This window comes from Streptomyces sp. NPDC005803 (genome assembly GCF_040630435.1).
Taxonomy (GTDB): Bacteria; Actinomycetota; Actinomycetes; order Streptomycetales; family Streptomycetaceae; genus Streptomyces.
Genome location: NZ_JBEXXO010000035.1, coordinates 31,463 through 54,285 on the forward strand (window position 1 = coordinate 31,463; position 22,823 = coordinate 54,285).

The window sequence follows — 22,823 nt, forward strand, 5'->3', positions numbered from 1 at the left end:
CCGGCCCAACTAGAGATTCGGTGCGCCCCCGTCCGGACCCCCGTGCGGGGCGGTGGCTACGGGCCGTTGTGGGGCCGCCCGTACAGGTTCGCAACTTCCCTGGAAAATTGAACTTGCGTTTCACAGAGTGAGACGCGAGTATCGTCGTATGGACAACTCTAGCGGCGTCGGCGTACTCGACAAGGCGGCTCTGGTATTGAGCGCCCTGGAGTCCGGGCCGGCCACCCTTGCCGGGCTGGTCGCGGCGACCGGGCTCGCACGACCCACGGCTCACCGGCTGGCCGTGGCACTGGAACACCACCGCATGGTGGCAAGGGACATGCAGGGCCGGTTCATCCTCGGCCCCCGCCTTTCGGAGCTCGCCGCCGCGGCGGGCGAGGACCGGCTCCTGGCCACGGCCGGGCCCGTGCTCACGCATCTGCGCGACATCACCGGCGAGAGCGCCCAGCTCTATCGCCGGCAGGGCGACATGCGGATCTGCGTGGCGGCGGCGGAGCGGCTGTCCGGACTGCGGGACACCGTGCCGGTCGGCTCCACGCTCACCATGAAGGCGGGATCCTCCGCCCAGATCCTGATGGCCTGGGAGGAGCCCGAGCGCCTCCACCGGGGCCTCCAGGGCGCCCGCTTCACCGCGACGGCGCTCTCCGGCGTACGGCGCCGGGGCTGGGCCCAGTCGATCGGTGAGCGCGAGCCGGGCGTGGCCTCGGTCTCCGCTCCGGTGCGCGGCCCCTCGAACCGGGTGGTCGCGGCGGTCTCTGTCTCCGGACCGATCGAGCGGCTGACCCGCCACCCGGGCCGGATGCACGCCCAGGCCGTCATCGACTCGGCGGCCCGGCTGAGCGAGGCCCTGCGCCGCACGGGCTGATCCGGCACCCCCGCGCCTTCTTCCGCAGGCCGCCCCAGCGTCGTGGCGGCCCCCTTCAGCACCTCACTTCGCCGGCGAGCGGTGTGCGAGACGATCCGCCGTACGGCGGCCCCGCCCCTCCCCCGGCAGCGACCCGGTCGCCGCGGCCGGCCCGAATGCCGGCTCGTCGGCGTGACCGACTCGTAGCCGCCCTCGGCGCCGCACAGGTCTCGTGCCACAGCCTCAGTGCTGCCGGACCTCTTCCCCGTGCGGTTGATCACCGCCCTCGCTTTGCGGTGCGGCATGTCCGGCCCCACGGCGTACGCGTACCGCTTCTCCCCCTTCTGCTCCCCGTCCTGGACGACGTAGTACGTCCTCGGCGTGCCGGACAACCGGGCGCATCCGAGCAGCCCCCTCCTCGTGGCCCGGCTCAACTCCCGCAGCAGGCGCGGCATCGCGCGCGCACCAGAGGCCAGTGGCGCGCTCCCCGGAAGGGGTTGATCCGCAGGCCGATCAGCAGGGTCACCACCGGCCCGAACAGGCCGCGCGCACAAGCGAAAGGCCCCTCACCGGAGTGAAGGGCCTTTGCCTGCTGCTCTGTTGTACCCCCGACCGGATTTGAACCGGCGCTACTGCCGTGAGAGGGCAGCGTGCTAGGCCGCTACACAACGGGGGCTTGGATACTGCGACTTGCGGGTCTTGCGCTGGGCTACCAGGACTCGAACCTAGAATGACGGTACCAGAAACCGTAGTGTTGCCAATTACACCATAGCCCATGGTGTGACAAGTACCCCCGACCGGATTCGAACCGGCGCTACTGCCGTGAGAGGGCAGCGTGCTAGGCCGCTACACAACGGGGGCCCTAGCGATCCTGCGTCGAGAACGTGGGTGCGACCCAGATGTTCTCGCGGGAAGGATCTGTACCCCCGACCGGATTCGAACCGGCGCTACTGCCGTGAGAGGGCAGCGTGCTAGGCCGCTACACAACGGGGGCTTGTTCCTACAACGTGCTGGTCTTGCGATCTTGCGCTGGGCTACCAGGACTCGAACCTAGAATGACGGTACCAGAAACCGTAGTGTTGCCAATTACACCATAGCCCACTGAAACGCAACCCTTGACAGGTCTTGTCTCTGTCTGCGCTTCCCGTCCGGATCTTTCGTTCCGCTCGGGCGGCGCAGAAAGAACATTACCCGAAGGTGTCCGGCGCTCCAAAACGGGTATCGCCCGCCAGCAGGCCGGGGAGCTGATCGAGGGCCGTGATCCGGGCGAGCTCGGGCCGTCCGCCCCGCCCGCGCCGGTCCAGCCAGATGCCGGTCAGCCCCGCGGCCACGGCCCCGCCCGCGTCGATGTCGGGTTCGTCGCCGACGTACGCCACCTCGTGCGGGGCGAGGTCCAGGGCCTCGCAGGCGGCGAGGAAGGCGCCGGCGGCGGGCTTGGAGACGCCCAGTTCCACGGCGCACAGCACCACCTCGAAGCGGTCCCGTACCCCGAGTGTGCGCAGCTTGCGGTCCTGGTTGTGGATGCTGGAGTTCGACAGGACGGCGTGGCGGTATCCGCCGGCCAGCCGGTCCAGGACCGGCACGACGTCGGGGAACAGTTCCCAGGCCGCCTCGTAGTGGCCTGCGTGCCTGCCGAACCAGCTGTCGGCCTCCCCGTCGCTCAGCCAGCGCCCCAGGAACGCCCGCACCCGCTCCCGGCGCTGCCCCTGGAAGTCGACCTCGCCGGCCGCGAACCGCGCCCACTGCACGTCCGTGATGGCCCTCCACGCGTCGAGGGCCTGCCCGAGGGAGGTGTACCCCTCGGGCAGGCCCTCGGTCTGCAGGTGCTTGCGCATGCCGACGCGGTCGGCGCCGGAGTAGTCGAAGATCGTGTCGTCGATGTCCCAGAGCACGGCTCGGATCGGCATACGCACCAGCCTATGCGGCCACGGGGCGCGCTGGGCGGGCTTCCGGAGGCGCCGGGTGCCCTCGTACGGCGTTCGGGCTGCCCACGGGGCCGTGCGGGGCCCGCCCCGGCGCAGCGCCGGTGGCGGCGCGGCCATGTGGCCGGGAAACGAAGCCCGGCGACGCCGAGGGGGTGGCCGCCCCATCGGGACAGCCACCCCCTCGTGTGCTCACCAGCCGTTACGCGGCCAGCTTCGCGAGCGCCGCGTCGATGCGGGCGATCGTCTTCTCGCGGCCCAGGATCTCCAGGGACTCGAAGAGCGGCAGGCCGACCGTGCGGCCGGTGACGGCGACGCGGACCGGGGCCTGGGCCTTGCCGAGCTTCAGGCCGTGCTGCTCGCCGGCCGTGAGGACGGCGGCCTTGAGGGCCTCCGCGTTCCACTCGGCGGCGATCAGCTCGGCGCGGGCCGTGACGAGCAGGGCGTCGGAGCCCTCCTTCATCGCCTTGGCCCAGGACGCCTCGTCGGTCGCCGGCTCGTCGAGGAAGAGGAAGTCGACGTTGGCGGTGATCTCGGAGAGGACCGTGACCCGGGTCTGGGCGTGCGGGGCGATCTCGGCGAACACCTCCGCGTCGAAGGCCTCCGGGGCCCAGGGGGCGAACGGGGCCTTGAGCCAGGGGCCGCAGGCCTCGGTGAAGGTCTTCACGTCCAGCCTGCGGATGTGCTCCGCGTTGACGTGCTCGCACTTCTTGAGGTCGAAGCGGGCCGGGTTGGCGTTGACGTCCTTGATGTCGAACGCGGCGACCATCTCGTCGATGTCGAAGATGTCCCGGTCCTCGGCGATCGACCAGCCGAGCAGCGAGAGGTAGTTGAGCAGCCCCTCCCGCACGAAGCCGCGCTCGCGGTACAGGTTGAGCGAGGCCTGCGGGTCGCGCTTGGAGAGCTTCTTGTTGCCCTCGCCCATGACGTAGGGGAGGTGGCCGAAGGCCGGGGTGTCCTTGGCGATGCCCAGCTCGATGAGCGCCCGGTAGAGGGCGATCTGGCGCGGGGTGGAGGAGAGCAGGTCCTCGCCGCGCAGGACGTGCGTGATCTCCATCAGCGCGTCGTCGACCGGGTTGACCAGCGTGTAGAGCGGGGCGCCGTTGGCGCGGACGATGCCGTAGTCCGGGACGTTCTCCGGCTGGACGGTGATGTCGCCGCGGACCAGGTCGGTGAAGGTGATCGCCTCGTCGGGCATCCGGAAGCGGACGATGGACGTGCGCCCCTCGGCCTCGTACGCGGCCTTCTGCTCGGCGCCGAGGTCACGGCAGTGGCCGTCGTAGCCCGACGGCTTGCCGGCGGCCCGGGCGGCGTCGCGACGGGTGTCGAGCTCCTCGGTGGTGCAGTAGCAGTGGTACGCGTGGCCCGCGGCCAGGAGCTTCTCGGCGACGTCCTGGTAGATGTCCATGCGCTGCGACTGGCGGTACGGGGCGTGCGGGCCGCCGACCTCGGGGCCCTCGTCCCAGTCGAGGCCGAGCCAGCGCATCGCGTCGAGGAGCTGCTCGTACGACTCCTCGGAGTCGCGCGCCGCGTCGGTGTCCTCGATGCGGAAGACGAGGGTGCCCTGGTGGTGGCGGGCGAAGGCCCAGTTGAAGAGAGCCGTCCTGACCAGGCCCACGTGGGGGTTGCCGGTCGGGGAGGGACAGAAACGTACGCGAACTGCTGCGTTAACCACGCTTGATCACCTTGTTGGTGAGAGTGCCGATGCCTTCGATGGTGACGGCGACCTCGTCGCCGACATGGAGGGGTCCGACCCCTGCGGGAGTGCCCGTGAGGATCACGTCGCCCGGGAGCAGCGTCATGGCTTCCGTGATGTGGACGACCAGGTCCTCGATGCTCCGGATCATTTCGCTCGTCCGGCCGAGCTGGCGTTGCTCACCGTTGACGGTGGTCTGGATGGTGAGGTCGCGGGGGTCGAGGTCGGTCTCCACCCAGGGGCCGAGCGGGCAGGAGGTGTCGAAGCCCTTGGCCCTGGCCCACTGCTTCTCGCGCTTCTGGGCGTCGCGGGCGGTGACATCGTTGGCGCAGGTGTAGCCGAAGATGACGTCCTTGACCCGCTCGCGCGGCACCTCGCGGCACATCCGGCCGATGACCACGGCCAGCTCGCCCTCGTAGTGCACGTCCTGGGAGAAGGAGGGGTACTCGATGGCGTCGCCGGAGCCGGTCACCGAGGTGGTGGGCTTGAAGAAGGCGACGGGGGCGTCGGGGACCTCGTTGCCGAGCTCGGCGGCGTGCTCCGCGTAGTTGCGGCCGATGGCCACGACCTTGTTGGGGAGCACGGGCGGCAGCAGCCGGACCTTGTTCAGCGGGACCTTGGTCCCGGAGAGCTCGAACTCGGCGTACGGGATGCCCTTGATGATGTCGAGGACGAGACCATCGGGCCCGTCGCCCTCGACCGCGCCGAAGGCGACATTGCCGTCGATGGAGAACCTGGCGATGCGCACGGGTTGCTGTCGCCCCTCACTTGCTGGGTGGCTGAAGACTGACGCTCCAGGCTATCGCCTCGGGTGAGGGGGGACGCGGTGCGGGACTACTCCGCGGCGGCCGTGGCGGCGGGGGCGACCATCAGGATCGTGCGGCGCGGGTTGGCCGTCTGCGTCGGCAGGTCGACCGCGTGTTCCGGCTGCTCCGGCGTGTGCAGCGCTTCGGCGTCCTTGAGGTGCGCCAGCGTGGTGCGCCGGGGGTTGGCAATGTTGCGGAACATCATCGTCGTCTTCATCTGCCGTACGGACCCTGTCGGTAGGGGCGGCCCGCGGAGGGGCGCCGGTTGTCGGTTCTGCCATCCCTGTAAAGCGTCAGGCTAAACATCCAATTCCCTGAGCAACCCGGGAAGAGACGGCGATCATCCTGTGAGTTTGCTCACGAAGGGAGCGACAATCACCCCAATTCGGGCCACGGATGGAGGCGGAACAAACGGACATTGCAGTATTGAATGATCCATTCCGCTCCTGATCATGTCGACTGGGACACTGGGCTCATCGCTCTGATTCGCCGGTAATGATCCGTTATGCCGGGGAACGGCCTCCACGGCTTGTTACTTCGCCATCACAACGTGTCACCCAGGTCACAGGCCGGTACCTGGCCCTTGTTGGAGATCCGGCACTGTGCTGGAATTCCACGCACCGCCGCGGGTTTCAAGCCGGCGCGCAGGGGGCGCAACGCAGCGCCGAGTGGCGGCGGGAAGGGGAAGAGCGCCGGTCACTCACGACCACCATGGGGCGGTACAACGCCCCACGACGCCGACACCGTTCCTTCCGTTCATGACGGGAGAACGCCTGGTCCAGAGGTTGCGACGCTAGTGCAGGGACGTTTCAAGAGGGATGGCAGCGCTGCGGCGGAACAGGAGCCGCGCGGCGGGACCGACCGCGGCTCCTCGCCCCAGCACGCCCAGAACCCCGGGCCGGCCGCGGCCGGCGACAGCGGCGACCGCGCCCAGCGCTCCGGTGCTGCGGCGGGCGGCGGGTCCGATCCGGCCCCCGCGCCCAAGCCGCGGGGCCCGGTCAACACCGGATCACGAGTAGCTCTCCGCAACTGGCGCATCAGCACGCGTCTGGTCTCCCTGCTGGCCCTCCCCGTGGTCGCCGCGACCACGCTGGGTGGTCTGCGTATCAACGACTCCATGAACGACATCCAGCAGCTGGAGCACATGCAGCTGCTCACCCGGATGACGAAGCAGGCGACCTCGCTGGCCCAGGCGCTCCAGGAGGAGCGCGACCGCTCGGCGGGACCGCTGTCCAACGGCGTGCCGGCGGACGACTTCAAGGTCACGGAGCCGCGGAAGAAGACCGACCGCGCGAAGAAGGCGTTCTTCACGGCGACGAACGACATCGGTGACACCACCGGTGACGAGGCGCTGGAGAGCATCCACTCCAGCGTCCAGCAGATCGCCTCGCAGCTCGGCTCCATCCGTGACATCCGCAAGCAGGCGTACGCCAAGGGCAGTCCGAGTCTCCAGACCGTCGACGCCTACAGCCAGCTGATCACCTCGCTGCTGAGCCTCTCCCAGGACATGGCGCAGGCGACCAGCAGCCCGGAGATGATCAAGCGGACCCGCGCCCTGGCGGCCTTCTCCTCCGCCAAGGAGTACGCGTCGGTCCAGCGCGCGATCATCGCCGCCGCGCTGCCGGGCGGCAACGACAAGCAGCCGGACCTGGACCGCAACGACCAGCAGTTCGGTCTGGCCGCCCAGCGCAAGGAGGACGCGGCACGCCGCTCCTTCGAGGCGATCTACACGACCACGGGCAAGAGCGCCGACGAGCTGACCTCCACGCTCGACGAGGGCCAGCCCGAGATCAAGGCCGCCGACACCTACGCCAAGAAGGTGCTCGACAACCCGAACGGCATGAGCAGCCCGGGCGCCCGGCGTTCGTACATGGACTGGTACGACCAGGACTCCACCAAGATCCAGGCCATGAAGCAGATCGAGGAGACGCTCCTCAGCGACATGGAGGGCAAGGCGCGCGAGCTGCGCGACGAGTCCCAGCGCGAGGCGATCATCAGCGGTGCGCTCATCCTGCTGGTGCTCGGCGTCTCGCTGGTCGGCGCCTTCGTCGTCGCCCGGTCCATGATCCGCTCGCTGCGCCGGCTGCAGGACACCGCGACGCGCGTCGCCCAGGACCGTCTGCCCGAGCTCGTCAAGCAGCTCTCGGAGGCCGACCCGCAGGACGTCGACACCTCGGTCGAGTCGGTCGGTGTGCACTCCCGGGACGAGATCGGCAAGGTGGCCGCGGCCTTCGACGACGTGCACCGCGAGGCCGTCCGCCTCGCCGCCGAGCAGGCCCTCCTCCGGGGCAACGTCAACGCGATGTTCACCAACCTCTCGCGCCGTTCCCAGGGCCTCATCCAGCGTCAGCTCTCGCTCATCTCCGAGCTGGAGTCGCGCGAGGCCGACCCGGACCAGCTGTCCTCGCTCTTCAAGCTCGACCACCTCGCGACCCGTATGCGCCGTAACGGCGAGAACCTCCTCGTCCTCGCGGGCGAGGAGCCGGGCCGCCGGTGGACCCGGCCCGTGCCGCTGGTCGACGTGCTCCGCGCCGCCGCCTCCGAGGTGGAGCAGTACGAGCGCATCGAACTGGCCGCGGTGCCCGCGACCGAGGTCGCCGGCCGGGTCGTCAACGACCTCGTGCACCTCCTCGCCGAGCTGCTGGAGAACGCCACGTCGTTCTCCTCGCCGCAGACGAAGGTCCGGGTCACCGGTCACGCGCTGCCCGACGGCCGGGTGCTCGTCGAGATCCACGACACGGGTATCGGCCTCTCCCCCGAGGACCTCGCGGCGATCAACGAGCGGCTCGCCTCGCCGCCCACCGTGGACGTCTCGGTCTCCCGCCGCATGGGTCTGTTCGTGGTCGGCCGGCTGTCGCTGCGTCACGGCATCCGCATCCAGCTGCGCCCCTCGGACTCCGGCGGTACGACCGCGCTGGTCATGCTTCCGGTCGACGTCGCGCACGGCGGCAAGCAGCCGGCTCCGAAGCAGGCTCCGGGCCAGCAGGCCGCCCCCGGCGGGCTTCTCGCCGGCGGCAACGCGCCCCGCACCGGTCTCGAAAGCTCTCCGTCGGCTCCCGGCGGGCGGCTCGCCGCGGGCCCCGGTGCCGCGCGCGGCCAGGTCGGCGCGGGCTCCGGTCCGCGGGCGGCCCTGCCGGCCCGCGACGGCGGCGCCGGCCGCCCCCAGAACCCGCAGGGCCAGCCGGGTCAGCCCGGACAGGGACAGCAGGGCCAGCCGGGTCAGCCCGGACAGGGACAGCAGGGCCAGCCCAACGGCCAGCAGAACTCCGGCTTCCAGAGCGCCGGGTTCCCCGGCACCGGTCCGCATGGCCGGCAGCCGGACGCCTCGCGCCCCGAGCCGCCGCGTCAGGGCGGCGGGCTCTCCGGCGCCTTCGGCGGCGGCGCCCGGCTGGGCGCCCGCGGCCAGGGCGACGGCCCCGGCCGTACGGACGCGGGCCAGCCCAGTCTGTTCGACCAGCGCCCCGAGCAGAACGGTCCCCGACGGCAGGCTCCGCAGCCGCAGCAGGCCCGGCAGAACCCGCCCGGCCAGGGCGGCGGCTTCCAGCAGCCCGGCGGCCCCGGCCAGAACGAGCGCCAGCTGCCGCCGGTCGGCGGCCCGCGCGCGGAGCTCCCCGGCGGCAACCCCCAGCCGCAGCGTCCGCAGACCACCAGCTGGGGCAGCAACGAGGAGCCGTCCGCACCGCGGCGCTCCCCGCTCGACGCGCCCCGCGGTCACGAGGAGCCCGAGTCCACCGGCCAGTTCCAGCGGCCGGTGAACCCGCCGCCGCTCACCCCGCGTCCGCCGGTGGACCACCAGCAGGGCCCCGCCGCCACCGCCGAGTTCCCCCGTCCGGACTTCTCGGCACCGGCTCCGCAGCAGCGGTCCGCGCCGCAGATGCCGGACCCGGCGAGCACCGCGCAGTTCGCCCGCCCGGACTTCGGGCAGCCCGCCCCGGCGCAGGACCGGCACCAGGCTCCCCCGCGCCAGCGTGACCGTGACAACGGGGACTTCGGCGCCCCGCGTCCGCCCGTCGCGCCGGCTCCGGGCGCGGACTACCGGCCGGCCCTCCCGCAGCAGCCGCAGCAGCCGGAGGCCTTGCCGCCGGCCGGTCCCGGTGACGGCCGTACCCCGCTGTACGACACGCTGGAGACGAACTGGTTCCACGGTCCGCAGCAGGGCGGCCAGCAGCCGCCCGCAGCGCCGCAGGCGCCCGGCTACCCCCAGCAGCCCGCCGAGGAGCGTCCCGCTCCCGCCGCACCGCGCCGCGACGCCCACGGCCCCACGAGCTCCTGGCGCGCCTCGCCGAACGACGAACTCGTCCGGCAGGCGGAGCGGGTGAAGAAGCCCGCAGCGGGCGGAATTACCACGTCCGGTCTTCCTCGCCGGGTCCCGCGTGCCAATCTGGTGCCGGGCACCGCCCAGCAGCAGAACCATCAGTCCGGTCCCCAGGTGTCGCGTGCGCCCGACGATGTGCGCGGGCGGCTGACCAATCTCCGCCGGGGCATCCAGCAGGGACGTCAGGCCAACAACGGCCCGTCGACCGGCAGTTTTCCCCTCGGCCCCACTCACCAGCAGGAGCGTTAGTTGAGCCCGATGAGTCAGGCCGCGCAGAATCTGAACTGGTTGATCACCAACTTCGTGGACAACACCCCCGGGGTGTCGCACACGGTGGTGGTCTCCGCAGACGGCCTGCTGCTGGCGATGTCCGAAGGTTTCCCGCGCGACCGCGCCGACCAGCTGGCGGCTGTCGCCTCCGGTCTGACCTCGCTGACCGCGGGCGCCTCCCGGATCTTCGAGGGCGGCGCCGTCAGCCAGACCGTGGTGGAGATGGAACGCGGATTCCTCTTCCTGATGTCCATCTCGGACGGCTCCTCGCTGGCCGTTCTCGCCCACCCGGACGCCGACATCGGTCTGGTCGGCTACGAAATGGCCCTGCTGGTGGACCGGGCGGGCACGGTCCTGACCCCGGACCTCCGCGCCGAGCTCCAGGGCAGCCTGCTCCACTAGGCGGCCGTGATCCGGTGAACCAGACGACCAGCCCAGGTACCGCACTCATCTCTCGTCCGTCCGGCCGCTTACAGCCCCCCACCGGCCCCTTCAGACGGCAAGCCGACACCCTGCTGTCACGCCCGGAGGATTCATGACCCCGCCACCCGCCTCACCCGATCCGTACGGCGCGTTGAACCACGCGTCGTACGAAGGTGAGGGCGACCAGCCGCTGGTCCGTCCGTACGCCATGACCGGCGGCCGGACCCGACCGCGCTACCAGCTAGCGATAGAGGCACTGGTCAGCACCACGGCCGACCCGGCGCACCTGGGGACGCTGCTCCCCGAGCACCAGCGCATCTGCCACCTGTGCCGTGAAGTCAAGTCGGTGGCCGAGGTGTCGGCCCTGCTGTCGATGCCGCTCGGTGTGGCCCGGATCCTCGTGGCCGACCTGGCGGAAGCCGGCATGGTGGCCATCCACCAGCCGGGCAACGGAGAGGCCGGCGGCGCGCCGGATGTGACACTGCTCGAAAGGGTGCTCAGTGGACTTCGCAAGCTCTAGCGGCGGTGCGGCCCGGGCCACCACCTCGGCGAAGATCGTGGTGGCGGGCGGGTTCGGCGTGGGCAAGACCACGTTCGTCGGTGCCGTTTCGGAGATCAATCCGCTGCGCACCGAAGCCGTGATGACGTCCGCGTCCGCGGGCATCGACGACCTCACACACACCGGCGGCAAGACCACCACGACGGTGGCCATGGACTTCGGCCGTATCACCCTGGACCAGGACCTGATCCTGTACCTCTTCGGTACCCCCGGACAGGACCGCTTCTGGTTCATGTGGGACGACCTGGTACGCGGCGCCATCGGCGCCGTCGTCCTCGTCGACACCCGCCGCCTGGCCGACTGCTTCCCCGCCGTCGACTACTTCGAGAACAGCGGCCTCCCCTTCGTCATCGCCCTCAACGGCTTCGACGGACACCAGCCCTACACCCCCGACGAGGTCCGCGAAGCCCTCCAGATCGGGCCCGACACCCCGATCATCACGACGGACGCGCGGCACCGGGCGGACGCGAAGAGCGGCCTGATCACCCTCGTGGAGCACGCGCTGATGGCACGGCTGAAGTAGGCACAAGTCGGTATTGCCGTACGGTAATTGCAGTAGTCGCACGGGGGCGGACTGTGTCCTTTGACACGATCCGCCCCCGTGTTCATAACGTTTCGAATGAGAATTGCCCGACGGCCGACACCCGATGCGCACGGTCGGTTCCACTGCGCTCACATGAGCCCCGCCTTTTGACGGGGCTCGTTCTTTATGCCCGTTTTATCTGAGGCCCGGGCCACTCGGAATCGCACATTCCGACTGTTTGGAACGCGACCGGTAGCCGTGCTGCAATGCGACGAACTCCCGAGTAGTACGGCCCTGAACGAAGAACACGGCACAGCGTAGGTGCCGACGCCGAGAGGTTGTTGGTCGAGTGAGGCGTAACAACGAAGGCGCAACGGCGCAGGCGGAGCGGGGTAACTTCACCCCGCCGCCGCGCGCCGCGGCGCCGTCCGCCGATGTCTCCGAGGGGATACCGGCCGGTGGCAGCACCAGTCGGCTGTCCCCGCGCAACTGGCGGGTGCCCACCCGGCTGAACGCGATCCTCCTGATCCCGGTACTGGTCGGCCTGATCATGGGCGGCTTCCAGGTGAAGGGTTCGGTCGACACCTGGCAGGAGGCCCAGGACGCCGAGAAGACCGCGCTGATCGTGCGCGCGGCCGCCGAGTACGGTCAGGCACTGCTCAACGAGCGTGACCTCACCGCTCAGCCGCTGCTGTCCAACGATCGCGACGCCGAGGCCGTCACCCAGGCCCGGGCCACCACCGACGCGGCCGCGGAGAAGTTCGACACGGCCGTGAAGGACATGCCCGGCAAGCAGGGCCTGGAACGCCGCCTCAAGCTCTTCAAGCTGGAGGAGCCCAAGCTTCCGGACCTGCGCAAGGCCGCCTACACGGCCGCCCTGGACCCGGTGAAGACCGAAGAGGGATACACCCAGGTCCAGCACTCCCTCATGGAGTTCTGCAACGAGCTCGGCCTCGGTACCGGGAACATCACCAGCTACGGCCGTACCGTGTACGCGATCGAGCTGGCCAAGGCTGCAGAATCGCTTCAGCGCTCCATCGGCCTGCACCTTCTGGTGCGGCCCAGCCAGGAGAACGGCACGTTCAACGACCAGGTCAAGGCCTTCGGCTCGTACAACTACCTGGAGCAGATCGCCCTCGGCGAATTCGTCTCCGGTGGTACGGAGGCCGACGCCGCCCGGCTGAAGACGGTCATGGCCGGCAAGGCCGCCGAGGGCGCCGCCAAGCTCAAGTCCGCGAAGCAGCAGGCCGACGCGGCGGGGGTGCCGTTCGTGACGCCGCCCACCGTCGACGGCTCGGTCTACGACGGCATGGCCCAGGAGATCGGCCTCGGCAGGAACCCCAAGCAGCTCAAGGCGAAGGGGATCACCCCCGAGACCTGGATGGCCGCGGCCACCGCGAAGTTCGACGGCTACACCACGGTCGAGGACGAGCTCGTCGACAAGGCGGTGACCGAGGCCGCGGACATCTCCTCCAGCGCCCGGACCGACGCCATCGTGAACGCCGCGATCGTCATCGTCGCCCTGCTGGCCGCCTTCCTCCTGGCGGGGCTCATGGCCCGCCAGATGAGCCGCTCGATGCGCCAGCTGCGTACGGCCGCCTTCGGCATCGCCGAGCAGCGGCTGCCCTCCCTCGTCGACCAGCTCTCCCGGACCGATCCGGGCCGGGTGGACACCCGCGTCCAGCCGATCCCGATCAACACCCAGGACGAGATCGGCGAGGTCGCCCGCGCCTTCGACCAGGTGCACCGCGAGGCGGTCCGGCTGGCGGCCGAGCAGGCCATGCTGCGGGGCAACGTCAACGCGATCTTCACCAACCTCTCGCGCCGCAACCAGTCGCTCATCGAGGGCCAGCTGACCCTCATCACCGACCTGGAGAACAACGAGGCGGACCCGGACCAGTTGGAGAGCCTCTTCCGGCTGGACCACCTGGCGACCCGTATGCGCCGCAACGGCGAGAACCTCCTCGTCCTCGCCGGCGAGGAGCCCGGCCGTCGCTGGAACCAGCCGGTCCCGCTGGTGGACGTCCTGCGGGCCGCGTCGTCCGAGGTGGAGTCGTACGAGCGCATCGAGCTCTCCGGCGTGCCGGAGACCGAGATCCACGGCCAGGCCGTCACCGACCTCGTGCACCTGCTGGCCGAGCTGCTGGAGAACGCCACCACCTTCTCCTCGCCGCAGACCAAGGTGCGGGTCACCGCGACCCGGCTGCCCGACAGCCGCGTGATGATCGAGATCCACGACAAGGGCATCGGCCTCACCGCCGAGGACTTCGCCGACATCAACCACAAGCTGGCCAACCCGCCGACGGTGGACGCCGCGGTCTCCCAGCGCATGGGCCTGTTCGTGGTCGGCCGCCTCTCCGACCGGCACGGCATCCGGGTCCAGCTGCGCCCCTCGGGCGAGCAGGCCGGGACCACCTCGCTGGTCATGCTGCCGGACGCGATCACCCACGGTGGCGGCGGCGACGGCGCCCCCGTCCAGGACGACTTCACCGTCTCCTCGATCATTCCTCAGCAGCAGCACCAGCAGTCCTTCGACGCCGCTCCGCAGCAGCCGCAGATGCGTACGGCCGCGGAGCTCGGCTTCGACGACTCGCGCTACGAGGAGCCGTCCGCGGACTCCGCCCAGCTCGACCCGGTGGGCCGCTCGCTGATGCGCGAGGAGCGCCGTGCCGCGCTGGAGGCCCAGGCGGGCGGTGAGCGCCCGCAGTTCCCGCAGCAGCAGGAGCCGCAGCAGCAGTACGCCGAGACGCCGTACGGCGAGGCCCCCTACGCCGCGGACCAGTACGCCCAGGACCCGCAGACGGACGGCTCGCAGGAGCAGCCGTACGAGCAGCCCTCCTACGCCCAGGACGCGCAGACGGGCGGCCCGCTGGAGCAGCCGTACGAGCAGCCCTCCTACGAAGGCGCCTACGACCCGTACCGGAGCGACGCCGGCTATGCCGAGCAGCCCGGCTACGACGCCCAGGGCGGCTACCAGGAGGCGCCGTACGCGGCTCCTCAGGCGCCCGCGCAGGGCTACGACGAGCAGTACGCCGCTCAGCCCCAGCAGGCGGAGTGGGCTGATCAGGGCACGTACCAGGGCGCGTTCGAGCCGGTGGCGCAGGACGCGGAATCTCGTCCGAGCGCTCCCGCACCCGCGCAGGAAAGCGTAGGCTTCGACCACTCGGGACCCGTGCCGAACGCCGGCCACGAGCTGACCGACGCCGGTCTGCCGCGCCGCGGCGGCCAGCAGCACTGGCAGCCCACCGGCCGTGGCAACGACCAGCCCGTCGCCGTCCAGCAGCCGCAGCGGGAGGAACCGCCGCGGCAGCAGCCGTCCGCGCAGGCGGACGGGGCCGGTTCCGAGGACTGGCGCTCGGCGAACGACGAGCGCTGGGAGCGGGCCGAGAAGCTCCGGGAGCCGAAGGCGGGCGGGGTCACCCCGTCCGGTCTCCCCCGGCGCGTGCCCAAGGCCAATCTGGTCGAGGGCACGGCCGAACAGACCCAGCAGGGCGGCCCCCAGGTCTCCCGCGCCCCGGAGGACGTGCGGGGCAGGTTGAGCAACCTGCGCCGTGGCGTGCTGCGGGGACGTAACGCGGGTTCGGACACCAGTAATACCTACAACCAGGAGCGTTAGTGTGAGCCCGATGAGCCAGGCGGCGCAGAATCTGAACTGGTTGATCACCAACTTCGTGGACAACACCCCTGGGGTGTCGCACACGGTGGTGGTCTCCGCCGACGGACTCCTGCTGGCGATGTCCGAGGGATTTCCGCGCGACCGTGCCGACCAGCTGGCGGCTGTCGCCTCCGGTCTGACCTCGCTGACCGCGGGCGCCTCCCGGATCTTCGAGGGCGGCGCCGTCAATCAGACCGTTGTGGAGATGGAGCGAGGATTTCTCTTCATCATGTCCGTCTCCGATGGATCTTCGCTGGCCGTTCTCGCACACCCGGACGCCGACATCGGTCTGGTTGGGTACGAAATGGCCCTTCTGGTCGACCGTGCCGGCAGCGTCCTCACCCCGGACCTCCGTGCCGAGCTTCAGGGAAGTCTTCTTAACTAGTAGACAGACAGTGCGTTTCGCGTCACCGCGCCATAGGGTGCGGTGGCGCGGACCCACTGGAATCGGGACCGGCAGGCGGAGGAGGAATCGTGGGTACACCCCCAGGCGGGCACCAGTTCAACGGTGGTCAGCACCCTCAGGGTGAGCACGGGGACAATGGTTTCGGCTTCCCCTCCACACCCGGCAGACAGGGCGCGCAGCAGCCTTATCAGCCATACCAGCAGCCCCAGCAGGCTCAGGGCGCGGACGACTGGCCGCAGCAGGCGCAGCAGCCGCGGCACGTGCAGAGCGCGGACGACTGGCCGCAGCAGCCCCACCGGCCGCAGCGGCCGCACCGGTACGACTCCCCGCCGCCGCCCCGCATCCAGCCGGTGCAGCCGCGGCGCGCCCCGGAGCCGGCCGCGCCCGCGGCACACAATCCGCTGGTTCGTCCGTACGCCATGACCGGCGGCCGGACCCGACCGCGCTACCAACTCGCCATTGAGGCGTTGGTCAGTACGACGGCCGATCCGTCCCGGCTGCAAGGGCAGTTGCCCGAGCACCAGCGGATCTGCCGGCTGTGCGTCGAGATCAAGTCGGTGGCCGAGGTCTCGGCCTTGCTCTCGATCCCCCTCGGCGTTGCCCGGATCCTCGTAGCCGACCTGGCTGAGGCCGGACTCGTCGCTATCCACCAGCCCGGCGGCGACGAGTCCGCCGGCGGCCAGCCAGATGTGACACTGCTCGAAAGGGTGCTCAGTGGACTTCGCAAGCTCTAGCGGCGGAGCGGCCCGCTCCACTACCTCGGCGAAGATCGTGGTGGCAGGGGGCTTCGGCGTGGGTAAGACCACGTTTGTCGGTGCCGTTTCGGAGATCAATCCGCTGCGCACCGAAGCCGTGATGACGTCCGCGTCCGCGGGCATCGACGACCTCACACACACCGGGGACAAGACCACCACGACGGTGGCCATGGACTTCGGCCGCATCACCCTGGACCAGGACCTGATCCTGTACCTCTTCGGTACCCCCGGACAGGACCGCTTCTGGTTCATGTGGGACGACCTGGTACGCGGCGCCATCGGCGCCGTCGTCCTCGTCGACACCCGCCGCCTGGCCGACTGCTTCCCCGCCGTCGACTACTTCGAGAACAGCGGCCTCCCCTTCGTCATCGCCCTCAACGGCTTCGACGGACACCAGCCCTACACCCCCGACGAGGTCCGCGAAGCCCTCCAGATCGGGCCCGACACCCCGATCCTCACGACGGACGCGCGGCACCGGGCGGACGCGAAGAGTGCGCTGATCACCCTGGTGGAGCACGCGCTGATGGCACGCCTGCGGTAGGTCCCCTTCCGGGCCCGGATGTACGAAAGGCCCCGCACCCCCTCCTCGGGGGTGCGGGGCCTTTCGGTCGTGCGCCCGGCCCTCGGCCGGGGGTTGCCGTGCCCTCGATCGCCGGACGGGCTCGCGAGGGCCGACGAGGGGCCTTGGTGCGCCGGCGAGGGCTTCCACGTGCCGACAGGGGCTTCCGCGTGCCCGGGGAGGGCCTCCGTGGGCCGACGCGGGCTCCGTGGGCCGACGCGGGCTCCGTGGGCCGACGCGGCCTCCGTGGGCCGACGAGGGCTCTTCCCACACCGACGGGCGCTTCCCACGCCGCCGAAGGGGCCGGGAAACGGCGAATGCGGCCACACCGTGCCGGTGTGGCCGCATTCAGGCTCGGGCGTCAGCCCTGCCAGCTGTGCGGGGCGCGGAAGCCGGGGGTGCGCTCCAGGCGGCGCCAGCCCGCGGTGTCGCGGCCGTGGCGGGCGGGGGTTCCGGCGGGCTGGGCAGCGGCACGGGCGAGCAGGACCGCCGTGATGGCGGCCAGCTCCTCGGGGCCGGCCAGGCCCTTCTCGACGCGCAGCACGGACTCGGTGGCAGTGCTCATGTATCTCTCTCCGTCTTCTCGGCAGGTCTTCGCGGGGCCTTGTGGGGCCGCGGACTACTGCGGGGGGTTGCCGTGCTTGCGGGACGGCAGGTCGGCGTGCTTGGACCGGAGCATCGCCAGCGAGGCGATCAGGACCTCGCGGGTCTCGGCAGGGTCGATGACGTCGTCGACCAGGCCGCGCTCGGCGGCGTAGTACGGGTGCATCAGTTCGGCCTTGTACTCCTTGACCATGCGGGTCCGCATGGCCTCCGGGTCCTCGGCGTCGGCGATCTGCCGGCGGAAGATGACGTTGGCGGCACCTTCGGCGCCCATCACCGCGATCTCGTTGGTCGGCCAGGCGTAGGTGAGGTCCGCACCGATGGACTGGCTGTCCATCACGATGTACGCACCGCCGTAGGCCTTGCGCAGGATCAGCGAGATCCTCGGCACCGTCGCGTTGCAGTAGGCGTAGAGCAGCTTCGCGCCGTGCCGGATGATTCCACCGTGCTCCTGATCGACGCCGGGCAGGAAGCCGGGTACGTCCAGAAGAGTGATGAGGGGAATGTTGAACGCGTCACACATCTGGACGAAGCGGGCTGCCTTCTCGCTCGCCTCGATGTCCAGGACACCGGCCAGGGCCTGCGGCTGGTTGGCGACGATGCCGACGACCTGGCCGTCCAGACGGGCCAGTGCGCAGATGATGTTGCGGGCCCAGCGCTCGTGGATCTCCAGGTAGTCGCCGTCGTCGACGAGCTCCTCGATGACCTTGTGCATGTCGTACGGGCGGTTGCCGTCGGCCGGGACCAGGTCCAGCAGGACGTCGCCGCGCCGGTCGGCCGGGTCGTCGCTCGGCGCGACGGGCGGGTTCTCGCGGTTGTTCGAGGGCAGCATCCCGATCAGGTAGCGGACCTCCGCGATGCAGGTCTCCTCGTCGTCGTACGCGAAGTGCGCGACGCCCGAGGTCTCGGCGTGCACATCGGCGCCGCCGAGGCCGTTCTGCGTGATCTCCTCGCCGGTGACCGCCTTGACGACGTCCGGTCCGGTGATGAACATCTGCGAGGTCTCGCGGACCATGAAGACGAAGTCCGTGAGGGCGGGGCTGTAGGCCGCGCCGCCCGCGCACGGGCCGAGCATCACGCTGATCTGCGGGATGACTCCGGAGGCCCGGGTGTTGCGCTGGAAGATGCCGCCGTAGCCGGCGAGGGCCGAGACGCCCTCCTGGATACGGGCGCCGGCGCCGTCGTTGAGCGAGACCAGCGGGGCACCGGCCGAGATGGCCATGTCCATGATCTTGTGGATCTTCGTGGCGTGGGCCTCGCCCAGCGCGCCGCCGAAGATCCGGAAGTCGTGGGCGTAGACGAAGACCGTGCGGCCGTCGACCGTGCCCCAGCCGGTGATGACACCGTCGGTGTAGGGCTTCTTCTCCTCCAGGCCGAAGCCGGTCGCCCGGTGCCGGCGCAGCTGCTCGACCTCCTTGAACGAACCCGGGTCCAGGAGCAGCTCGATGCGCTCACGCGCCGTCAGCTTGCCCTTGGCGTGCTGTGCCTCGGTCGCCCGGTCACTCGGTCCGCGCCGGGCCTGCTCGCGCAGTGCCAGCAGTTCGGCCACACGGCCACGGGTGTCGCTCGGCTCGCCCTGGGTTTCGTCCACAACGGTCATGTATCGACCCTACGAACCCGACCGCGAAAACCCTGCCGTCGACTCCGCACAGTCTCCTGCCCGGTTTCCTGGTGGAGCCTGACAGAAGTGTTGGGCCATGCAGGCGAAGTGCCAGCCCGCACCCATCCCCGTTTGTGGGAGTTCCACAAAAATTCACTGTGGTCTTCCACACACCCCGGTCAACCGGGGGGTGTTTCGCGACTGGGCGCCCTGGACCTTCTGGATGTCCTCCAGCTTCGCCTTCACCGGCTCGGCCGGATGCGCCATCGTGAGCAGCACGGCCTCGTAGAACGCGTCCCGCACCGCCGCCGGCATGACGTCCGACGCGTCGAGGCACAGCGGGACCCGCTGGTCCGTCAAGCGCCGGCTCACCTCTTCGTCGACCGCGCCCCGCTTGGCCGGGACCGCGGCGTTCGGCGAGAACACCCCGGCCTTGCGGCCCCAGTCCTCCTGCGCCTCCCGGGAGGCGAGCCGCCGGATCAGGTCACGGGCCGCGCCGCCCCCGCCGAAGAGCGCGGCGAAGTCGGCCGACACCTCGTGCGCCTTCACCGTATAGGAGCCGCCGGGCAGCAGGGGCGCGGAGTCCTCGAACGCCGCCTCGCCGCTGCGCTTTCCGTAGAAGGCGCGGGCGAAGGACCCCTGGTGCTCCAGGTCGCAGCCGCCGCCGAAGAGCAGCCCGTGCCCCCCGGCCTTCCCGCGGTGGTCGGCCAGCAGCATGCGGCCGGCCGCGGCCGGGTCCTGGGCGAGCATCCGGGCCCAGGCGGTCCAGGCGGCGACCACCCGGTCGTCGGTCCAGTCCAGGTCGCCGGTCGCCCAGCGCGCGTACAGCACCGGGCCCATCCGCTGGAGGATGAGGTCTTCGATCCAGTCGCTGCCGGGCCAGCCGGACGCGCCGTCGTCGCCCATGCCGACGCACCACGCGGCCGGCGGCGCGGGGCGGCGCCGCGGGGCCTCGCCCTTGCGGTACCAGACGATGGACTTGAGGTCGGCCTTGAGCGGCACCCACCGGTGTTCAGGGACGCCCTCCGCCCTGGGCCGCCAGGGCTGCCCGTACTCGTCGGGGTCGTACAGGCCGTCCAGGGAGCGCAGCCGGCCCTCGTCCGCGTACTCGACGAGTTCGCCGACGCCCGGCAGGATCGCGATGTCGGGCGGGTTGCCCGCCTGCACCTCGGCGAGCAGCACCTCGCGGGTGGCGGCGGTCCCCTGGTAGGTGTACGGAATTCCGAACCCGTCGAGGACGTCCTTGAACTGGCGTTCCTGATCGTCGGTCCAGGGGCCGAGGATCGTCACCTTCGGTTCCGCGTCGCTGCCGCCGGGGGCCCCGAGTCCGCAGCCGGCCGCGGTCATGAACAGGGCCAGGACGAGCAGGACCGTGCGAGCGCAGGGGTTCATCCGGCCCTCCAGTAGTCGGCGTTGAGGCGCCGGACGATGCCGACGGCCGGCAGCAGGACGATCAGCGCGCCGCCGCCCAGTGCGCCGTAGTACGTCCAGCTCTGCCAGCTCCGGGCTGCCAGCCGGCCGCGCAGGGCGGTGGAGGTGTCGGTGACGTAGCGCTGGGATCCGGCCAGGTCGCCGTGGACGTGGGCGCGTTCCTCGATGGCGACCAGCCGGTGGCGGGCGGTGTCCAGCCGCTCCTGGGTGGCCGCGGTCGACCACAGCGGCACGACCGCCAGGGCGAGCGTCACCAGCACCGCCGCCAGCAGCCAGGGGTCGAGGGTGCGGCCGCAGCGGGTGCGCAGCACCCACAGGGCGCTGAGGCCGGTCAGGGCCAGGACGAGGAGGGCCAGTTCGGCGACCGCCCAGCCGGCCTGCTGGAGGGCGCCCATCGAGCTGACCCGGTCCACGCGCCGCATCTGGTGCTCCTGGAGGACGTCCAGACGCGGCACGACACCGGTCCCCGGGCGGCTGAGGAGCGTCTTGGCCTCCAGGAACTTCTCCTGCTGCATCAGGTTGTCCTCTTCGCGCACGTACTTGACGGCGCCCGGCGTCAGCGAGCTGCTGTACGAGGTCAGCACGCCGGTGACGGTTTTGAGGACGCCGCGGCCGCGGTCCCCGTCGAGCTGTACGTCGGAGAGCCGGGACAGGCCCTGGCTGGCGGCGGACAGCTGGTTCTCGTACCGCGCGCCGGCGCCGACCACCGTGTCGATCTTCTGGTCCACCGACGTCTGCGCCTCCTGGTGGGCGCGCAGCAGCGCGAGCTGGGTGGCCGCGACGCCCTGCACGGCGGGCGCGCCACGGGTGCGCATCTCACCGGCGGCGTTCTGCACCTCCCGGTAGGAGACGAGCAGCGCGGTCATCGCGACCAGCGCGGTCACCACCATGACCACCAGGTGCCGCTCCAGCAGCCGTCTGGTCCGGGAACGGCTCGGCCGGCGGGCCCCGAAGAGGCGGACCCACCTGGCCGTCGAGCGCCTCGCCATCACAGGCTCCTTCCGCAGGCGATGCAGAACCGGGCGTGCGGCCCGGCGAGATGACGGCAGTGCGGGCACTTCACCGGCTTCCCCGTGGTGTGGCCGGGCAGGTCCAGCCGGTGGCCCGACGCGATGTGCAGCTGTCCACGGCGGACGGTGCCGCGGTCGACGGTCGGGCCGACGCGGACCAGTCCGCGGCGGCCGTCCAGGATGTCGGCCACCTTGCGCACGTCCTGGAGGACCCAGGCGGCGCCGATCTCGGTGGCGAGCCGGACCGCGAGGCCGAACTGCCGCTCGGCCTCGTCGCGGCTCATCGGGTCGAGCGCGGCGTAGCCGCGGTTGAGGGCGGTCCGCATCTGGGTGGCGGCGTTCATCGCCTGGAGCGTGCCGCCCCCACCGCCGGTGGCCCCCGCGCCCACGGCGACTCCGGGCGGCAGCCAGCGCACCAGCAGCGGGGCGATGGCCTCCCCGACGGAGACGGTGGCCAGTTGGAGCAGCACGCCGAGCGGGTCGGTGCTCGCGTCGGCGTGCACGGTGAGGAGGTAGTCGCGGGTGCCCGGCTCCCACTGGTGGGTGGGGAAGCCGATCCGGTGCGGCTCCTTCGTCTCCTGGCGGTGGGCGGGTTCGAGGCGTTGCTGACGGGGGGCGGTCTCGGTCAGCTCCACCGCGCGCACCGCCGGGCGCGCGGTCACCACGACGGGCAGTTCCGGGCTGCGGACCCGGCGCAGCCGGCGCAGCGCCTCGGTGACCGCCGGGGCGAACCGGTCGGGGGCGTGCTCGGCGGTGCCGTGCAGGGTCTCGACGACGGCGAGCAGCGGCGCGGGGTCCCAGTCCGCGCCGACCGCGACGACGTCCGCGGTGAACGCGCCGTCACAGGCGGCGAGTTCGGTGCGCAGCGCGCCGCCGTCGCCGTCCGGGCCGGCGTCGTCCGCCGGGTCCCGTCCGCTGCCGTCGGTGATCAGCAGCAGGTGGCGCAGCGGCAGCGGGCGCTCGGCGAGCAGCTCGCGGGCGGCGGCGAGCCAGGCCGGATAGCCGGGCGGCGGCCGGTCGTCGGCGGCCGGGGCGATCCGGCCCGCGCTGAACGCGGCGCGGCGCTTCTCCATCGTGTCGGCCAGCGCCCACCGGCCGCCGAGCGGGTAGCAGCGGGTCGGCTCCCCGTTCGCGTCGGCGCCGCCCAGGACGGCGAAGGAGACACCGTCGGGCAGGGCGCGCAGCGCGGCGGCGAGGGCGGCCGCCGCGGTCTCCCGGCGCCCGGCGGCGACGTCGAGCGCGATGACGACGGCGAGTTCGACGGCGGGCACCTGGTCGCGGGGGCCGATGCCGACGGCCTTGACCCGCAGGTGGGCGTCGATCCGGGCGTCATGGTGCGGCTGCTGGTCGCGCCGGACGTCGAGCGACACCGTGAACTCGAGCCCGGACGAGGGGGCGGTAGCGCCCATGGGACTGCCTCCAGGGGTGACGGGACGGGGTGCGGGC

Annotated in this window: 18 protein-coding genes and 5 tRNA genes; 9 read left to right on the top strand and 14 right to left on the bottom strand. The window is 71.2% G+C overall.

From position 1 onward, the window contains the following. Positions 1-148: 148 nt before the first annotated feature. A complete protein-coding gene (ndgR, locus tag ABZ454_RS34310; protein ID WP_003966003.1) occupies positions 149-865 on the top strand; it encodes an IclR family transcriptional regulator NdgR in 717 nt (238 codons plus the stop codon). A gap of 582 nt (positions 866-1,447) precedes the next feature. On the opposite strand, the gene ABZ454_RS34315 is transcribed toward ndgR, so the two are convergent. The 9 genes from ABZ454_RS34315 to ABZ454_RS34355 form a co-directional block, all read right to left on the bottom strand. Next, positions 1,448-1,520, bottom strand: a tRNA-Glu gene (locus ABZ454_RS34315). A gap of 28 nt (positions 1,521-1,548) precedes the next feature. Beyond that, positions 1,549-1,620 (bottom strand) — tRNA-Gln (locus ABZ454_RS34320). Positions 1,621-1,632: 12 nt separating this feature from the next. After that, positions 1,633-1,705 (bottom strand) — tRNA-Glu (locus ABZ454_RS34325). A gap of 60 nt (positions 1,706-1,765) precedes the next feature. After that, positions 1,766-1,838: transfer RNA gene (locus tag ABZ454_RS34330), tRNA-Glu, on the bottom strand. Between the two features lie 35 nt (positions 1,839-1,873). Beyond that, a tRNA-Gln gene (locus ABZ454_RS34335) sits at positions 1,874-1,945 on the bottom strand. A gap of 86 nt (positions 1,946-2,031) precedes the next feature. Beyond that, positions 2,032-2,751, bottom strand: a complete 720-nt coding sequence (locus ABZ454_RS34340; protein ID WP_359543469.1) for an HAD family hydrolase — start codon at positions 2,749-2,751, stop codon at positions 2,032-2,034. A gap of 217 nt (positions 2,752-2,968) precedes the next feature. Beyond that, positions 2,969-4,441 carry a glutamate--tRNA ligase gene (gene gltX, locus ABZ454_RS34345; RefSeq protein ID WP_359543470.1) on the bottom strand — a complete coding sequence of 491 codons (1,473 nt, stop codon included), beginning with the start codon at positions 4,439-4,441 and terminating at the stop codon, positions 2,969-2,971. Then, positions 4,434-5,210 carry a fumarylacetoacetate hydrolase family protein gene (locus tag ABZ454_RS34350; RefSeq protein ID WP_356321686.1) on the bottom strand — a complete coding sequence of 259 codons (777 nt, stop codon included), beginning with the start codon at positions 5,208-5,210 and terminating at the stop codon, positions 4,434-4,436. The genes gltX and ABZ454_RS34350 overlap by 8 nt, the downstream gene beginning before the upstream one ends. An 86-nt stretch (positions 5,211-5,296) precedes the next feature. Next, the gene (locus ABZ454_RS34355; RefSeq protein ID WP_356321685.1) at positions 5,297-5,485 is read right to left on the bottom strand and encodes a hypothetical protein; all 189 of its coding nucleotides are present in this window, start codon (positions 5,483-5,485) and stop codon (positions 5,297-5,299) included. Positions 5,486-6,064: 579 nt separating this feature from the next. On the opposite strand from ABZ454_RS34355, the gene ABZ454_RS34360 reads away from it, so the two are divergent. The 8 genes from ABZ454_RS34360 to ABZ454_RS34395 all read left to right on the top strand — a co-directional run bounded on the left by ABZ454_RS34360 (position 6,065) and on the right by ABZ454_RS34395 (position 16,715). Further along, positions 6,065-9,832, top strand: a complete 3,768-nt coding sequence (locus ABZ454_RS34360) for a nitrate- and nitrite sensing domain-containing protein (RefSeq protein ID WP_359543471.1) — start codon at positions 6,065-6,067, stop codon at positions 9,830-9,832. Beyond that, a complete protein-coding gene (locus ABZ454_RS34365) occupies positions 9,833-10,255 on the top strand; it encodes a roadblock/LC7 domain-containing protein (RefSeq protein WP_003966009.1) in 423 nt (140 codons plus the stop codon). A gap of 133 nt (positions 10,256-10,388) precedes the next feature. Further along, positions 10,389-10,796 carry a DUF742 domain-containing protein gene (locus ABZ454_RS34370; protein ID WP_073738726.1) on the top strand — a complete coding sequence of 136 codons (408 nt, stop codon included), beginning with the start codon at positions 10,389-10,391 and terminating at the stop codon, positions 10,794-10,796. Continuing rightward, positions 10,777-11,358 (top strand): ATP/GTP-binding protein, encoded by a 582-nt coding sequence (locus tag ABZ454_RS34375; RefSeq protein WP_072487286.1) that lies wholly within the window; start codon positions 10,777-10,779, stop codon positions 11,356-11,358. The genes ABZ454_RS34370 and ABZ454_RS34375 overlap by 20 nt, the downstream gene beginning before the upstream one ends. A 349-nt stretch (positions 11,359-11,707) precedes the next feature. Then, positions 11,708-14,974: a nitrate- and nitrite sensing domain-containing protein gene (locus ABZ454_RS34380; protein ID WP_359543472.1), complete on the top strand. Its 3,267-nt coding sequence runs from the start codon at positions 11,708-11,710 to the stop codon at positions 14,972-14,974. Between the two features lie 10 nt (positions 14,975-14,984). Beyond that, complete coding sequence (locus ABZ454_RS34385) at positions 14,985-15,398, top strand: roadblock/LC7 domain-containing protein (RefSeq protein ID WP_018551717.1); 414 nt, start codon at positions 14,985-14,987, stop codon at positions 15,396-15,398. A gap of 89 nt (positions 15,399-15,487) precedes the next feature. Next, complete coding sequence (locus tag ABZ454_RS34390; protein ID WP_359543473.1) at positions 15,488-16,153, top strand: DUF742 domain-containing protein; 666 nt, start codon at positions 15,488-15,490, stop codon at positions 16,151-16,153. Continuing rightward, positions 16,134-16,715, top strand: coding sequence for an ATP/GTP-binding protein (locus tag ABZ454_RS34395; protein ID WP_014048542.1), 582 nt, complete (start codon positions 16,134-16,136; stop codon positions 16,713-16,715). Before ABZ454_RS34390 ends, ABZ454_RS34395 begins: the two co-directional genes overlap by 20 nt. A 379-nt stretch (positions 16,716-17,094) precedes the next feature. Here the strand turns inward: ABZ454_RS34395 and ABZ454_RS34400 are convergent, their stop codons facing one another. The 5 genes from ABZ454_RS34400 to ABZ454_RS34420 all read right to left on the bottom strand — a co-directional run bounded on the left by ABZ454_RS34400 (position 17,095) and on the right by ABZ454_RS34420 (position 22,786). Beyond that, positions 17,095-17,298, bottom strand: a complete 204-nt coding sequence (locus ABZ454_RS34400; RefSeq protein WP_356321681.1) for an acyl-CoA carboxylase subunit epsilon — start codon at positions 17,296-17,298, stop codon at positions 17,095-17,097. A gap of 54 nt (positions 17,299-17,352) precedes the next feature. After that, the gene (locus tag ABZ454_RS34405) at positions 17,353-18,936 is read right to left on the bottom strand and encodes an acyl-CoA carboxylase subunit beta (RefSeq protein WP_356321680.1); all 1,584 of its coding nucleotides are present in this window, start codon (positions 18,934-18,936) and stop codon (positions 17,353-17,355) included. 153 nt (positions 18,937-19,089) lie between these two features. Continuing rightward, positions 19,090-20,328: a carbohydrate ABC transporter substrate-binding protein gene (locus ABZ454_RS34410; RefSeq protein ID WP_359543474.1), complete on the bottom strand. Its 1,239-nt coding sequence runs from the start codon at positions 20,326-20,328 to the stop codon at positions 19,090-19,092. Continuing rightward, entirely contained in the window at positions 20,325-21,356 is a 1,032-nt protein-coding gene (locus ABZ454_RS34415) for a hypothetical protein (RefSeq protein ID WP_359543475.1), read from the bottom strand. Before ABZ454_RS34415 ends, ABZ454_RS34410 begins: the two co-directional genes overlap by 4 nt. Next, entirely contained in the window at positions 21,356-22,786 is a 1,431-nt protein-coding gene (locus ABZ454_RS34420) for a zinc ribbon domain-containing protein (protein ID WP_359543476.1), read from the bottom strand. Before ABZ454_RS34420 ends, ABZ454_RS34415 begins: the two co-directional genes overlap by 1 nt. Positions 22,787-22,823 lie beyond the last annotated feature (37 nt).

Coding starts and splice junctions, on each gene's coding strand:
- ABZ454_RS34370 (WP_073738726.1), top strand. CDS start 10,389: ATGACCCCGCCACCCGCCTCACCCGATCCGTACGGCGCGTTGAACCAC.
- ABZ454_RS34385 (WP_018551717.1), top strand. CDS start 14,985: ATGAGCCAGGCGGCGCAGAATCTGAACTGGTTGATCACCAACTTCGTG.
- ABZ454_RS34420 (WP_359543476.1), bottom strand. CDS start 22,786: ATGGGCGCTACCGCCCCCTCGTCCGGGCTCGAGTTCACGGTGTCGCTC.
- ABZ454_RS34355 (WP_356321685.1), bottom strand. CDS start 5,485: ATGAAGACGACGATGATGTTCCGCAACATTGCCAACCCCCGGCGCACC.
- ndgR (WP_003966003.1), top strand. CDS start 149: ATGGACAACTCTAGCGGCGTCGGCGTACTCGACAAGGCGGCTCTGGTA.
- ABZ454_RS34400 (WP_356321681.1), bottom strand. CDS start 17,298: ATGAGCACTGCCACCGAGTCCGTGCTGCGCGTCGAGAAGGGCCTGGCC.
- ABZ454_RS34410 (WP_359543474.1), bottom strand. CDS start 20,328: ATGAACCCCTGCGCTCGCACGGTCCTGCTCGTCCTGGCCCTGTTCATG.
- ABZ454_RS34415 (WP_359543475.1), bottom strand. CDS start 21,356: ATGGCGAGGCGCTCGACGGCCAGGTGGGTCCGCCTCTTCGGGGCCCGC.
- ABZ454_RS34405 (WP_356321680.1), bottom strand. CDS start 18,936: ATGACCGTTGTGGACGAAACCCAGGGCGAGCCGAGCGACACCCGTGGC.
- ABZ454_RS34340 (WP_359543469.1), bottom strand. CDS start 2,751: ATGCCGATCCGAGCCGTGCTCTGGGACATCGACGACACGATCTTCGAC.